Below are 15,280 nucleotides of genomic sequence, written 5' to 3'. Positions count from 1 at the left end.
TTATAAAGTGATATTATTACCTGGTCATATAATGAGAGAGTGGGATAGAATTCTTTTTAAATTCTCTGTCCCACTCCCTCACGTTTGTTTTTGATTTTCGTAAATCAATAATAAAACTCTAAATCTGATTTTAATTCATCAACGTACTCTTTCGAGCCCGTTACGATAAGTCTATCTTTATACCTTAATTGTGTATCACCATGAGGAACGATGGATTCATTGTTACGGATAATTCGTACAAAGATAATGTCACCGCCAAATGGGAAATTACGTAACTGAATATTTTCATATTGATGATTTAACATTTCAATTTCATATAATGATGTTTCCACATTGCTTAAAATGTTCAACATATTTGGTGTTTCGATTAAGCCTTGTAAGAAGATTTTATTACTAATGAAGTTACTGAATACTTCAATACCTTCACCTTTCATTTCTTCATCTTCATTACTGTTTTCTAATCGACAAATAACGCGCTTAACATCATGTGCTTTAGCTAATTTAGCGACTTCTCGGTTAAGACTATCATCATTAGCAGAACAAACTACAATATCTTGATTGAATAATCCTAATCTTTCTAAGAGGTGTTCCTCATAGTGCGCGATTTCAACCACAGTTATATGATCCGATAAATTACGTTTATCTCCTAAATCTTTACGATAATATAAGGTCACGTTATAAAGATGTGGTGATAAGTTTTGCACAATTGGAATCGTCAACTGATTCTTACCTATTAACGCAATATCAATTTTGCGATTAGCCTCATCCGGAATTGGAAACATTTTCTTGAAAATAATTGGTACAAACACACAAGTAATAATCGCACTTAAAATAAGTATGCCTGACATTTCAGAAGATATCGTATTTAATTGTTCTGCAATTTTAGCAGATGCAATGACTAATGATAGTGTTGACGTTAATAAAAATGCTGATGCTATTGTTGTCTTGCTGTCAAACCATCGTCGAATAAAGAAAACTGGAATTAATTTCGAAATAATAAAAGCGATAATTAATACTGGAATGATTAATAATAGTGATGGTTCTTTAATTAATGACGGAATATTTAAATCAACACCCACCATAATAAAGAAGATTGGAATAAAGAACCCATATCCAAATGAATCGAGCGTATGCACTAATTCTTCGTCTGGTTTCAGTAAAGATACAACGACGCCAGCTAAGAATGCGCCTAGTATGTATTCAGCGCCTACCCCTTCAGCAAGTGCGACTAAAAGAATGATAAGGGCAAATATTGCTCTGATACCAATTTGTGTTGTGCCACCAATTAAACGGTGTAAAAATTTCATACGCTTAAATACAACACCTAATATATAGAAAATGGCCGTAAAGACAAGCAGAATTGCTGAAAGCCATACAGAACCATTACCACTACCATTGATACCACCGTATATAGTTAACAGTACCATTGTCACTAAATCGGCTAATACGGCCACTAACAATATAAATTGACCAATGGTCGTACGCATGATATTCATTTCTTTCAATGTCGGTACGACAACACCTAGTGATATCGTTGAAATAATAATAATCATTAACAAGACATCATCTACTAGCCCTAACCATTTGAACGCGTATGCTAATATAACAGAAATAATCATGATAAAAGCAAACACAGTTAAGGCTAAGTTAAGATGACTTGGTACATTCTTTTCATGCTTATTAGTACCTTGTCGATTTCTTTTATCCTTTTTAAACGTACTAAAATCAATTTCTAGCCCACTTAAAAACATTAAAAAGATAAACCCTAAAGTTGATAATATGTTCAGCATACTATCTTTATGTACTAAATTTAAAAAAGACTGACCAATAATAATCCCCATTATAATTTCAGCTACGACAACTGGTAAAAAATTGATGTTCAGCCTATTGATAATAATTGGTGTTAAAAAAGCTGCTAGAACTACAATAACTAGTGAAAAAAACTCCATTTTGTCCCCCTATGTTAAATATGACATGAATGTTGTTGCTAAACCAAAGTAAATTAACATACTTACAATATCATTTATCGTTGTAATAAATGGTCCACTGGCTACAGCTGGATCAATATTCAATTTATTCATAAACAATGGAATCATAGAACCAACTAATGTACCAACTGTCATCGCAATAGTCAGACTGCCCCCTACAATTAAAGCTAAAAATGGTTGTCTATAAATGACAACGATGATAATAAATAAGACAGTGGCACACACTAATCCTGATAGTAAGCCACTTCCCGCTTCTCTTAAAGCAACCTTAAATTTACTTTGCTCATCAATTTCTCCAGTTGAAATATTACGTACAGACACCGCTAATGATTGCGTACCAGAGTTCCCAGACATACCACTAATAATTGGTATAAATGCTGCTAACAACGCAACTTGTGATAATGTTGATTCAAAACTTCCTAATATTGTGGCAGTAATCATTCCTAAAAATGTAAGTATGATTAACCAAGGTAGTCGTTTAGTCGCGGTTTTGACAACAGAATCATTCGTAGAGTCGATATCAGATACCCCGGCTAAACGTGAGTAGTCTTCACTCGCTTCTTCATCCATGACATCTAAAATATCATCGATTGTAATAATACCTAATAAATGTTGTTGATAATCAATAACTGGCATAGCGATAAAGTCATAATCTCTCATCTTTTGTGCTACATCTTCTTGGTCATCAGCTACATTAACACTAATGACACGTTCACTCATGATATCTTCAATATAAGCATCATTTTCTGCCACGATTAAATCTCTTAAAGATAATACACCAACTAATTGTCCGTCCGTGTTTACGGCAAAAATAACATAAATTGTTTCGGCATCTGGTGCTTGTTCTTTTACTAACATTAATGCTTCTTTAACCGGTGTATTCACATCAAGCGAAATATATTCCGTCGTCATAATACCGCCGGCTGTATCTTCTTCGTAATGTAATAGATGCTTAATTTCATTTGCATCTTCACGGTTCATTAATGTTAACAAGCTAGCTACTTTCGGTTTTGACAGCTCATTTAAAATATCTACAGCATTATCGGAAGACATTTCTTCTAATACTTTACTCGCATAATGCGCATTCATCGTATCAAAGAGGTCCTCATATGCTTCATCATCAATCTCTAATTGTTCAAAGAATTCCCCAACTTCTTGTGGTGATAAAAATTCAAATATTTTTTGTCTGTTCTCATTCGTTGTATCTTCAAAGTATTCACTTTGTTCATATTCATGCATTGCTAGAAATTCTTCTCTAAAACGATCAATATCATCTTGTATTAATAACTCGTCTAACAAATTTTGGTTATAGACTTCCTCATTGTTATAGTCATTATTTTCTGTTTCTAATGACAACGTCAGCACCTCCAAATCTTATTATAATTCTGTATATATCTTGTCTAGCCATTTATAATCTATCTCTATCTCAATCTCTTTATTATAAATCGGATGTATGAATGTCACTTTATAACATTGTAAAGATTGCGTATGAATTGTAGGATGACTTCCTTCGTATAAATCATCGCCTACAAGTGGATGCCCAATATAATTAAAGTGAACGCGTATTTGGTGTGTACGCCCGGTATGTAACTTAATTTCACATAGGCTCGCATTAGGTTTATGCGCAATCGCTTTATACGATGTTTTAGCGTATTTCCCCAAATGATCTACCTTCCTAGTGATAATACTTTGACTATCTCTTGCAATTGGCGCTTCTATCACACCGTCGATTGGCGTTTGACCATAACACACGCACATATATCGTTTTTCTAGAGCCATCGTCGACATTAAATGATGGATATGCCCATACTTAGCAAATACAACAATGCCACGGGTATTACGATCTAAACGTGTAACAATATGCGGTACAATAACTGAATGCGTAAATTGTCCATCATTCAAATAGTACAATACGCGTTCTATCAAACTATCATGTGGATGTTCTCTTGATGGTGTACTATTTAAATGATGCGGTTTAGAAACAATAATTAAATAATCGTCTTCATATAGCACTTCAACAGGGTTATCGGAAGGTATTAAATACGCACTAGGTATTTCTTCAGGCAACTCAATGGTTAATTCATCACCCGGCATCATCATTTTCCTAACGGTGACATGCTTATTATTAATAATTAAAGCGCCATTAAGTTTAATGGCGCTAATTGTCTTTTTAGAGTATTGATGACGCTGTAAAAAAGACTTAAGCAGTTCATTATGCTGAATCTTATATACAAATTTCATCGACCATCTTCACTCTCTATAAATGAATCATGTACCCTTTTCCAGAATGGGAATGGTCTAAATCTAGCAAATCGAACTTTCTCGTTCGCTACTCTAAATTGGATACCATTGACATTTTTATGTTTTAAACTCACATGATCAATTGTGGTAAGTATCGTGTCGTGATTAACTGGTGTGATTAAGCATGTATGATGCTTAGGCAAAACAAGTGGTGACCCCACTGTTCTAAAAACTCTATTATTGATAGAAGCAATTTCAGCGATTTGCATGGCTTCAAGTGAAGGATGTATTAACGCACCACCTAATGCTTTATTATAGGCAGTAGAACCTGATGGTGTTGAAATACATAATCCATCACCTCTAAAACGCTCAAATTGTTTCCCACGAATACCTACATCCACAACGAGTGTCGATCCATTTTCAGTCTTCATCGTTGCTTCATTTAAAGCTAAATAACGTGTTTCATAACCATTATCATTGTATCTCACAATAATTTCTAACAATGGATATTCAATGACTTGAAATTCAGAATTATTAATTTCGATAATTAATTTTTCCACTTCATGAGGCAACCAATCAGCATAAAATCCTAAATGACCTGTATGTACACCGACAAACGCCACCTGTGACAACATATGACTATATTGGTGAAAAGCCTGGAGCAACGTTCCATCTCCACCTACCGAAATCACTATTTCTGGATTAACGGCATCTTCTACCATATGGAAGTCTTTCATATGATTTATCATTTTATGCTTTAATGCATTGGATTTCGAATCACCTTTTGACAAGATTGTATAACGCATCCCCACACCTCATTAGTCATGTTTTTTTGCACGTTTTTGAGAATAATATTTCTGTGCTTCTTGAATTTCATCTTTAATCTCAGACATTTCCTCGTCTAGAAGATATGCCGCTTCTGCTGCACGTTCAAGACGATGCTGAATTTCTGCTGGATAATCACCGTCATATTTATATCTAAGTGTATGTTCGATTGTAGCCCAGAAATTCATCGCTAATGTTCGAATTTGGATTTCCGCTAAAATAGCTTTCTGACCATTTAGCGTTTCAATCGGATACTCAATAATCACATGATATGAACGATAACCACTTTGTTTCGTATTATTAATATAGTCACGTTCTTCAATTACCTTGAAATCCTGGCGCTGTCTAAGCATATTAACCACAACGTCAATATCATCCACAAATTGACACATCATTCTTAGACCGGCAATATCATACATCTCTTCACGCAGTCGATCAAATGGTATACCCCTTTTATTCGCCTTATCAATAATACTCGTAATTGGTTTTACTCGACCAGTAACGAATTCAATGGGTGAAGCATCTTCTCCAACTTCATATTGCTTACGCAAACCTTTTAATTTTACCTTTAACTCATCAACGGCTTGTTTATATGGTGTTAAAAATTGATCCCATTGATTCATATTGTTTCACTCCGCTTCACTTTAGGTCAAAAGTTTCTTCAACAGCTGAAACAAACTCCTTACCATAGTTATTATTTCCTTCAACATTCTCAAGGATATAATCTAATTCCTCTTGAAAATGTTCTAATTCCAATTCATCGTTTACAATTAATTTCTTGCCTCTATTCTCATGCAACATGGACCATGTTTCTTGAACGAAAATCAAGTAATCATACGATTGTCCATCATCTAATAAGTAGGCAAATCCATAATTATCACTATCAACAAGCATTTGCCCTACTTCTACTAACCCATCGGTTGGATCTTCTGAGTAGCAATAAATGCCATCGTCTTTAATTTTAATTTCATTTACATAAATACGCATGCTTGTTCCTCCTTATTATTCTTTACTAGTTTAACATAATTCAACTGCATAACACACGTTTGAAATGCACTTATTAATCGTTTAGTCCTGTTCAATTAACGCCGTTACGTCGCCTTTAGACGCATCATTTTATAATCTATACTTTTTTGCTCATATTTACTTATTTCACACAACTTTAATTACTTTAAATTTTGATACAACTCAGTCATAATGTATTACAATAAATGGATTACGAGGTGCAAGTTATGGCTACAAATAATGAAATTGAATTCAAACAATTACTAAATAAAGACGTATACGATAAATTTAAGCATGCATTTTTTGAACATAAAGAACCTTTTACTCAAACAAACTATTATATTGATACGCCAAGTTTCACATTACGTAATCATAAGTCAGCATTACGTATTCGTGTTAAAAATGATACATACGAATTGACCTTAAAAGTACCAGCCGAAGTAGGTTTAATGGAATACAATCATATGGTGACGTATCACCCAAACACTGGTGATGTGATATCCACGCACACATTACCACATGATATTCGAGACATTATTGAATCATATGGTGTTAATGACAATGAACTCACTATATTAGGTGCACTAACAACAGCGCGTCTGGAAACAACTTATCAAGACGAATTATTAGTATTAGATAAAAGTGATTATTTCGACAAGGTTGATTATGAATTAGAATTTGAAGTTAATGATTATAACAGTGGCTTGCAGAAATTTAATAAGCTATTAAATGAATTTAATCTTGAACACACTGTACCGAAAAATAAAGTACAACGTTTCTTCGACTACAAGAACCAAATTGAGAACTAATCAAACGTCATTGTAAAAAGTCAAATTACTTTTAAATGTAAAAATTCATGTTATATTAGTAATATATTAATGGAAATTGGTGATATTATGTCTAAAACGCCATACGATATTATAGGTGAAACAGCACTCTACAATATGATTGATCATTTCTATTCTTTAGTCGAAAAAGATGATAGAATCAATCATTTGTTTCCTGGGGATTTTGCCGAAACGAGTAGAAAACAAAAACAATTTCTCACTCAATTTCTTGGTGGACCAAACCTATATACTGAAGAACACGGACATCCGATATTAAAAAAGAGACACATGGAATTTAAAATAACAACTTACGAAAGAGATGCATGGTTAGAAAATATGCATATTGCAATAACCGATGCGCAATTTCCAGCTGGCGTCGGAGATTACTTATATGAACGATTACGTCTAACCGCAAATCACATGGTAAATTCCTAAATATAATTGAAGGTGAGTAAAACATGGCTGAAGAACTAAAAATCGTAGACAATAAAAGTCGTGAAGATGCTAATCTGTCACCTGTAAATAAAATTGAAATTTATTCATTTTTCGATCCGTTTAATGCAGATTGCTTTAAATTATCAGCGATTATTTCTAAATTAAGAATTGAATATAATCAATATATCCGTATCAGACATATTCTAAACCCTTCATTGAAAGTACTTACTAAGTGCCAAGCTCAAAGTACCTCTGATTTTGATAATATCGCCTTAGCTTATAAAGCCGCTGAATTACAAGGGCGTTTAAGAGCAGAGCGTTTTATACATTTAATGCAAAATGAAATCATCCCTAAGAAGGATATTATTACGGAAGAGATGATTTGTGACTGTATCATCAACGCAGGTTTAGATTACAATGAATTTAAAGAAGATCTACAAAAGCGCAAACTAACTGAAAGTTTAAAAATAGATTTACACATTGCTCGAGAAATGGAAATTGAACAGGCACCTTCACTTGTATTCTTCAGTGAAGATGTTCATGAGGAAGGACTCAAAGTCGAAGGATTGTATCCATATCATATATATACTTACATCATTAACGAATTAATGGGTACCCCAATTGAGAAAAATCTTCCACCAAAAATTGAGGAATATATTCAAAAGAAACAACTTGTCACTATGGAAGAATTATTAACCATTTACGAGTGGCCCGAAAAGTTATTGACCAAAGAACTAAAAAAATTGGCATTACAACAAAAAGTTGAAAAACTTCAATATCCTGAAGGCGATTTTTGGCAATCAAAAATGCCTAGAATTTAATTAAAAACAACCAATCATTGCAGAGTCGCTTTGATTGGTTGTTTTTTGATCGTTTAACTTACTTAAGGTTGTACAACCCCATTTTTTATTTTCACATTACTTCCTTTTTGAAGCTTATCAAATTGATGCTTTGGCAACACAACAACTCTATCTCCTTGCTTTGTCTTAATAGTCACTGTATATAATGTCTCTTTAGCTTTCATTTGATGTTTTAACATATTCATTTGATAGTTAACGCTATGTTTATGTTCTTGAGATGAATTAGCAATCATATAATAAAATAGCCAATTGTTATAGAAGTTTGTTGCCATAAATTGTGATGGTACAGAAGCATATGGACTATATTTGTAATTAGGATTTAAAAGTGCACGTGTTTGATGATTGTAGCGACTTGAATGATATGTGTTTTTAGCTTTAGTATTATGAGCTATATTACTCGTTTTAGACGCTTGCGCTGCAGCACGTTGGCTAGACAGTCTCGATGCACGAGAAGCGTTAACTGCACTAGAGCGATTCATAGATGAACTTGAAGACGATGTCGTTCTAGTTGCTGCACTACTTGAAGATACACTGCTTGAACTTGAAGACGATGAACTACTTGATGTGCCACCATTTGAAGTTGTAGCATGTAACTGATGATGCGTCATTTCAAACATATAAAGTAAGCTCACAATACAAATGCAACTTATCAACTTTAATATTTTGTTCACTAAGTCGTCGCCCTCCTATTTAGTTACTTGATCTTTTGAAATTACTTTTCCTTCTACATCATCATCGCCATAAGTCATATACGGTGGTCGATAGACATGTATATTTTTACCATCTTTAATGATGTAAGGTTTTTCATTACCATCGCTTAATATATGTTCATAAACATGATCTAAACTTGTGCGCTCAATATGTGGGTGCTTTTCTTTATCATTATATTTAATTTCAACATTAGGCGAATCTTCATCACCATCATTTAAGACTTCGTAATATACATACTCAAATTTTTCTGATTTCTTACTGTCATTTGATGGTTCCTTTTGTTCCCCATCGTCACAAGCAGCTAAAACAATTGTTAAGCAAATCATAGACAATAACAAAGTAAATTTTTTCATTGATACTCCCCTTTCAAATTGATTAAATATAAAATTAAATCACGACTTAATTTTAACAAATTAATATTAAAAATCATCATGTAATAGAAAAGGGAATAAAACTATTTATAAAATAAGAGATAATAAACTGAGATGGTTATTAAAAGGCATAAAAAAACGCCGTGTCTGATTACACGACGCTAAACAAAGGGGATGGGAGAAATTTTTCACTTCAAACAAAGGGGTATGTTTGTTATGTGATTAATTTCATGTTCATAATATAACACGCTAAAATAGGTGTTTCAATAATAAAGTCCCTTTATTTTTAAATTGTCACAAACTTGCCATATTGTAAACGTATACAGTTATTTTAAGCTTTCATTAACTTTTCAAACGCATCTAATTTTTGCTCAAAAACTTCACAAGCTTGCTCAATAGGTTCTGGAGATGTCATATCCACACCTGCATTTTTCAGAATTTCAATTGGGTAATTAGAACTTCCTTTTTTCAAGAATTCATTAATATATCTATCTACAGCTGGTTTACCCTCAGTAAGAATTTGATGACTTAAACTTTGTGCGGCACTATAACCTGTTGCATATTGATATACATAATAGTTCATATAGAAGTGAGGAATACGTGACCATTCTTTGCTAATATTGTCATCTGTTTCAACAACATCACCAAAATATTGTTGATTCAATTTAGCATATTCCTCATTCATACGTGTTGCCGTCAATGGTTCACCCGCTTCTTCAATTTGATGAATTTTATGTTCAAATTCTGCAAACATTGTTTGACGGAATAAAGTCGCTCTGAATCTTTCAAGTTCTTGATTTAACAATAATAAACGACGTTCATCATCTAAATGTTTATCCATATAATCACTTAATAACGCTTCGTTACAAGTTGATGCAACTTCAGCAACAAAGATTGAATAGTCACTAGAATTTGATGGTTGATATTTACGACTGAAATAACTATGTGCTGAATGACCAAACTCATGAATTAGTGTATATAAGTCAGAGACAGTATCTGACCAGTTTAATAGAATAAACGGATTAGTTAAGTGCGCACCAGATGAGTAACCACCTGAACGTTTACCTTTATTCTCATATACGTCTACCCAACGATTATTTAAACCTTCTTTAACAACATCAAGATATGTTTCACCCATTGGCTCTAACGCTTTAAGCATCCATTCTTTCGCTTCTTCATAAGGCATTTCAAATTTAACGTCCTTAACCATTGGCGTATATAAATCGTACATTTTCAGCTCATCAACGTCTAATAATTCTTTTCTTAGTTTCGTATATCTGTGTAATAATGGTAAATATTTATGCACGGTCTTAATCAAATTATCGTACACTTCTTCAGGAATATGGTTGTTACTTAACGCACGCTCACGAGCTGTTTTATAATGATGTGTTCGAGCATTAAACACATTCTTCTTAACTTCACCTGCTAAAGTTGATCCTAGAGTATTATTGTAAGCACCATATGCTTTATATAAATTATTATATGCAGATTGACGTAATACTCGATCATCTGATTCTAAATATTTAATAAAAGTGCCTTGCGTTAATGGATGTTTCTCACCATTTTTATCGACCGCATCTTCAAATTCCAGATCAGCATTACTGAACATACCATATACATTACTTGGTGTAGACAATGCATCTTGTGCTTCAGTTAATAATCTTTCTTGTTCTGCATCTAAAATGTGTGGTCGTTTTTCGTTAATCAATTTCAAGTCAAATTCGTAACGTTTTAATTCATTATTCTCATTAATAAAAGATTGTAATTTATCTTCATCAATTTGAAGTATTTCAGGTACTAAGAAACTCCATGCTGAACTTATTTTAATGATAAGTTGATGCGCACGTGATTCAAAACCAGTATATTTATCATTTGATGTGTCTTGGTCTTGTTTTAAATGTGCATAAACATATACTTTTTCAAGTTTAGTACTAATTTCATCTTCTAATGATAACGCATTGTATAACGTTTCCGAGCTATCACCTAAGTGTCCTTTAAATTGTTCTTCTTTACCTAGATAACCTTCAACCTCTTTTAATGCGGCTTCGAAAGCTTCATCACTCTCAAAAATTGTTGTTAAATCCCACGTATCATTTGGATATTTACGTTCTTGCTCTTCTCTTGTTAATTGTTGACTCATATAGTAAACCTCCTATAATAACTAATGGTATAATTTTCTCATTATTCCCTTTGAATTGCACGTTTTAACTATATTTTCTGTAATGATTAATGAGTTCTGAGACAACATGATCCATAGAAATAGTGTTAAGGTACATCTGTCTAAATTTAAGAAAGTCTTTTAAACACTGATGCACATCACGTTCTTGTTGATTCAATAATTCCAATTGTAATTGCCACTGAACTGGATGATTCTCAATGTAAAGTTGATAAGGGAATATGTATCCGAAGTTACGATAAACAACTTCATCTGACAACCTTAATTGATACATTGCACTTAAAGAAGGCTCAAGGACAGAATTTTGCCTTCTACATTGATTCAAGTAATGATGTATTTCAGATTTCGTTAACTTGAAAATGTGTTGATATGGTGGAGACATTATATTAATCTGATTCACTAATTCATTGATTTCAATTACTGTTTGTTTTGCGATAAATTGTTTGCCACCAATATGCTGAATTTGACTATATAAAACAATGCGCTTGTTCTCATGATTCCATACATATAAACACCTGTTAATTGGATGTATAAAATGTGCTTGAAATGAATTGAGATATAACCTTCCTCTATGATATCGACAATCTTTAAGCAACCAAATGACTTCCATATTCAGTTGTTTAAACCCCTTTGTTCGTTCTAAGATTTCTTCTATACTTATTCTAGAAAATTGAATTTCAATGACAAATTTTAAGTTGACTAGTATATCTGGGAATTGTTGTATCGTCGGGCAATAAGGCTCAATTTGAACGTGATAATGCTGTTGTGATAACATCTTCGCAATGAAGCACTTTACAAAGTAATGTTGTTCCGATTCTTGCTTCGCACAATAACTTACGCTATCCACTTTATGCGCGAAATGCGGCATTTTCTTTGTGCCACGTTTTAGCAATAGTTGTGATCTACAATGCGGACAAAAATAACTGTCTTGTTGTTTTGCACGATGCGCATATACTTGCTCGCCTTGTTGATTTATAGCCATTAACATAAATTTCACTCACCTCATAAGATTAAACGTTTGAGATGGTGATTTTACTTCTCAACACAAAAAAACCGAAGCAATATTCATTGCCTCGGTAAAAACGTTTCATTATTCAACCGTATCTGGGAAATAACGACGGACTTGTGCAGTAACGTTATGACTCATAATAATCTTAGCATAATCGTTTAAATACACTTCAGTTTTATCAGTTGGATATGCAAATTCTAACATTTGACTATAACTATCATTAATAGTCTCTTGACTCACTGTTTCATCAAAGTGAACAGCATAATAATATTTATTATCATTCATATATAATAAATCTTCAAATTCATCAGTTGATAAATTATGATGATAAGCATAACTTATCACTTGTTCTAAATCATCGAATTTAACAATAACTGTTCTAATATTAGATCGTTGTTTCGTTTGCTTTTGTTCAGATTTATGCGCTTGTTTTTGTTGCGCTCTTTGTTCGAATAAGTTTTCAATACTGTCTTCATTTTCCAATGTATTTGCAAGCAATTCATTAACCTGTTCTTCAAATTGTTCATTCGCATCTTCATCTGACATATGCATAGCATCTTCATTTTTAGATTTAGAAATCGTAACTTCCACACCTTTTTCGAAGGCATGTACTTGTATCCAAAGTGGACCTTCAACTACGAAGTCCTCTTCTTCATTGATTTCATCCATCATTGACCAGAAGAATTCTTCGCCTCTTTTACGGTTCGTCCATAAATCTTCACGACTAAATCCTCTAGCTTCAATATCACTATAAGTTATAAATAATTTGACTGTTGTGTCATCAACGCGTTCTATTCTCATATCATCTCACTCCTTACAGTCGATGAATAGTAACCATATTGTATTAGAACGTGGTGGAAATTACAATTTATTTGTTTGATTAAATTTAACTATTTTATAATCGTTATATATACTAACATATTCCCTTTTAAAGTTACAAAAAGGGAGTGGAACAGAATTCTTTTAAAATTCGTCGTCCCACCCCCGTAAGGATGACTAGAACTGAGAAAAGCTTGATTTAAGCGCCTTCTCAGTTCAGTCAGCTACTGCGAATTTGCAAAATAGCTGCATTATATTATTTATGCCTAGCCTCTTCATAATATTATAATCTTCAATTAAATTTTAGAATTAATCTACAAGACGTTGCGCTTCTTGTAATTGGAAAGTACGTACCTTTCTAGGTAAGAAACGTCTAATTTCATCTTCGTTATAACCAACTTGTAAACGTTTTTCATCTAAAATAATTGGACGACGTAAAAGTCCAGGATTATCTTGGATGATTGCATAAAGATCTTGTAATGGTAAAGAATCAATATCAACGTTTAATTTTTGATATGTTTTAGAACGAGTAGAAATAATTTCGTCAGTTCCGTCTTCAGTCATTTTTAAAATTTGTTTGATTTCATCAATTGTTAAATGTTCAGAAAAAATGTTACGCTCCGTATATGGAATGTCATGTTCTTGTAACCATGCTTTCGCTTTACGGCAAGATGTGCAACTTGGTGAAGTAAATAATGTTACCATACATCTCACTCTCCTATTGAATGAATATTATTCATTATTTTTAAATTTATTGATTAAGAAATAATCGTTTATTTAGTCCTCTTAACCTTACAATGTAAGTATAACTATCTAACATTAAAATTAAATGAGAAAATCCTAATTTTTCTGAGAAATCTCAAATTTTCTAAAAACCTAACTTTAAAGGCTTAGAATTAACGTATAACTACATACTAACATAACTTACATTTTAAAGAAATACTGTTATAATTTAAATAATATGAATTAAAACTAAGAAAGTAGGCATCTAATATGGAGACATTATTTTCAGGAATTCAACCTAGTGGCATACCCACAATTGGTAATTATATTGGCGCATTGAAACAATTTGCTGATGTACAAAATGATTACGATTGTTATTTTTGCATTGTTGACCAACATGCTATCACAGTGCCGCAAGATAAAATCAAATTGCGTAAACAAATACGTCAACTTGCAGCTATTTATTTAGCATCAGGAATCAACCCGGAAAAAGCGACCTTATTTATACAATCTGAAGTACCAGCACACGTACAAGCTGGTTGGATGCTCACAACAATCTCAAGTGTGGGTGAACTTGAACGTATGACTCAATATAAAGATAAAGCTCAAAAGCGAACTGATGGTATTCCAGCTGGGTTACTAACTTACCCACCGTTAATGGCTGCAGATATTGTTATTTACAATACTAACATTGTTCCAGTTGGTGAAGACCAAAAACAACATATGGAATTAACTCGAAACTTAGTTGAACGCTTTAATAGTCGTTATAATGACGTTTTAGTTAAGCCAGAAATTCGCATGCCTAAAGTAGGTGGCCGTGTAATGAGTTTACAAGACCCAACTAAGAAAATGAGTAAAAGTGATGACAATCAAAAAAACTTTATTTCATTACTAGATGAACCTAACGTGGCTGCTAAGAAGATTAAAAGTGCTGTAACAGATTCAGATGGCATTATTAAATTTGATCGAGATAACAAACCAGGTATATCAAATTTATTAACAATCTACTCTAGCCTAACAAATGAATCTATTAAAGATTTAGAAGCTAAATATGAAAATGAAGGATACGGAAAATTCAAAACCGACTTATCAGAAATCGTCAAAGATTTCTTAATTGATTTCCAAAAGAAATATGATGAATTTTATCATTCAGACAAATTAGATGAAATACTAGATCATGGTCGCGATAAAGCTCAAAAAGCCTCGTTCAAAACATTGAAAAAAATGGAACGCGCTATGGGACTAGGACGTAAACGATAATAATAAAAAGTGAGATGAGTTAAGTCATCT

The 15,280-nt window shown here is 32.8% G+C and carries 16 protein-coding genes; 4 read left to right on the top strand and 12 right to left on the bottom strand.

Going from position 1 to position 15,280, the window contains the following annotated elements; genetic code table 11:
* Nucleotides 1–104: 104 nt before the first annotated feature.
* From JVV30_RS02675 to JVV30_RS02650, 6 genes are read right to left on the bottom strand one after another with little or no spacing between them, the layout of a single operon-like run.
* A complete protein-coding gene (locus JVV30_RS02675; protein WP_053029686.1) occupies nucleotides 105–1,949 on the bottom strand; it encodes a monovalent cation:proton antiporter family protein in 1,845 nt (614 codons plus the stop codon).
* Between the two features lie 9 nt (nucleotides 1,950–1,958).
* Nucleotides 1,959–3,344, bottom strand: coding sequence for a magnesium transporter (gene mgtE / locus JVV30_RS02670; RefSeq protein WP_053029688.1), 1,386 nt, complete (start codon nucleotides 3,342–3,344; stop codon nucleotides 1,959–1,961).
* A gap of 21 nt (nucleotides 3,345–3,365) precedes the next feature.
* Nucleotides 3,366–4,229: an RluA family pseudouridine synthase gene (locus tag JVV30_RS02665; protein ID WP_070855081.1), complete on the bottom strand. Its 864-nt coding sequence runs from the start codon at nucleotides 4,227–4,229 to the stop codon at nucleotides 3,366–3,368.
* Nucleotides 4,226–5,035: an NAD kinase gene (locus JVV30_RS02660; protein ID WP_011276221.1), complete on the bottom strand. Its 810-nt coding sequence runs from the start codon at nucleotides 5,033–5,035 to the stop codon at nucleotides 4,226–4,228. Before JVV30_RS02660 ends, JVV30_RS02665 begins: the two co-directional genes overlap by 4 nt.
* A gap of 12 nt (nucleotides 5,036–5,047) precedes the next feature.
* Nucleotides 5,048–5,677: a GTP diphosphokinase gene (yjbM, locus tag JVV30_RS02655; protein WP_011276222.1), complete on the bottom strand. Its 630-nt coding sequence runs from the start codon at nucleotides 5,675–5,677 to the stop codon at nucleotides 5,048–5,050.
* Between the two features lie 16 nt (nucleotides 5,678–5,693).
* On the bottom strand, nucleotides 5,694–6,041 hold the full coding sequence (locus JVV30_RS02650) for a UPF0738 family protein (protein WP_070855082.1): 348 nt from the start codon (nucleotides 6,039–6,041) through the stop codon (nucleotides 5,694–5,696).
* A 245-nt stretch (nucleotides 6,042–6,286) separates the two neighbouring features.
* Here JVV30_RS02650 and JVV30_RS02645 point away from each other — a divergent pair, with 245 nt between their 5' ends.
* From JVV30_RS02645 to yjbH, 3 genes are all read left to right on the top strand, one after another.
* A complete protein-coding gene (locus JVV30_RS02645) occupies nucleotides 6,287–6,868 on the top strand; it encodes a CYTH domain-containing protein (RefSeq protein WP_070855083.1) in 582 nt (193 codons plus the stop codon).
* 87 nt (nucleotides 6,869–6,955) lie between these two features.
* Nucleotides 6,956–7,321 carry a truncated hemoglobin YjbI gene (locus tag JVV30_RS02640; RefSeq protein WP_070855084.1) on the top strand — a complete coding sequence of 122 codons (366 nt, stop codon included), beginning with the start codon at nucleotides 6,956–6,958 and terminating at the stop codon, nucleotides 7,319–7,321.
* Between the two features lie 23 nt (nucleotides 7,322–7,344).
* Nucleotides 7,345–8,142, top strand: a complete 798-nt coding sequence (yjbH, locus tag JVV30_RS02635) for a protease adaptor protein YjbH (RefSeq protein WP_053029700.1) — start codon at nucleotides 7,345–7,347, stop codon at nucleotides 8,140–8,142.
* A 62-nt stretch (nucleotides 8,143–8,204) separates the two neighbouring features.
* Here the strand turns inward: yjbH and JVV30_RS02630 are convergent, their stop codons facing one another.
* The 6 genes from JVV30_RS02630 to spxA all read right to left on the bottom strand — a co-directional run bounded on the left by JVV30_RS02630 (nucleotide 8,205) and on the right by spxA (nucleotide 13,972).
* The gene (locus tag JVV30_RS02630) at nucleotides 8,205–8,852 is read right to left on the bottom strand and encodes a hypothetical protein (RefSeq protein ID WP_204193313.1); all 648 of its coding nucleotides are present in this window, start codon (nucleotides 8,850–8,852) and stop codon (nucleotides 8,205–8,207) included.
* A gap of 15 nt (nucleotides 8,853–8,867) precedes the next feature.
* Nucleotides 8,868–9,245 carry a hypothetical protein gene (locus JVV30_RS02625; protein ID WP_053029704.1) on the bottom strand — a complete coding sequence of 126 codons (378 nt, stop codon included), beginning with the start codon at nucleotides 9,243–9,245 and terminating at the stop codon, nucleotides 8,868–8,870.
* A 349-nt stretch (nucleotides 9,246–9,594) separates the two neighbouring features.
* Nucleotides 9,595–11,403, bottom strand: a complete 1,809-nt coding sequence (gene pepF, locus JVV30_RS02620) for an oligoendopeptidase F (RefSeq protein WP_204193311.1) — start codon at nucleotides 11,401–11,403, stop codon at nucleotides 9,595–9,597.
* A 64-nt stretch (nucleotides 11,404–11,467) separates the two neighbouring features.
* Complete coding sequence (locus JVV30_RS02615; RefSeq protein WP_204193309.1) at nucleotides 11,468–12,427, bottom strand: competence protein CoiA; 960 nt, start codon at nucleotides 12,425–12,427, stop codon at nucleotides 11,468–11,470.
* 102 nt (nucleotides 12,428–12,529) lie between these two features.
* A complete protein-coding gene (mecA, locus tag JVV30_RS02610; RefSeq protein ID WP_053029709.1) occupies nucleotides 12,530–13,249 on the bottom strand; it encodes an adaptor protein MecA in 720 nt (239 codons plus the stop codon).
* A 327-nt stretch (nucleotides 13,250–13,576) separates the two neighbouring features.
* Complete coding sequence (gene spxA, locus JVV30_RS02605) at nucleotides 13,577–13,972, bottom strand: transcriptional regulator SpxA (protein ID WP_011276230.1); 396 nt, start codon at nucleotides 13,970–13,972, stop codon at nucleotides 13,577–13,579.
* 288 nt (nucleotides 13,973–14,260) lie between these two features.
* Between spxA and trpS the strand changes: the two genes are divergently transcribed.
* Entirely contained in the window at nucleotides 14,261–15,250 is a 990-nt protein-coding gene (gene trpS / locus JVV30_RS02600) for a tryptophan--tRNA ligase (protein ID WP_053029711.1), read from the top strand.
* The last annotated feature ends 30 nt before the right edge of the window (nucleotides 15,251–15,280 follow it).

This window comes from Staphylococcus sp. GDY8P47P (assembly GCF_016892225.1).
Lineage (GTDB): Bacteria > Bacillota > Bacilli > Staphylococcales > Staphylococcaceae > Staphylococcus > Staphylococcus borealis.
This window is presented reverse-complemented; position numbering and strand designations above follow the sequence as displayed.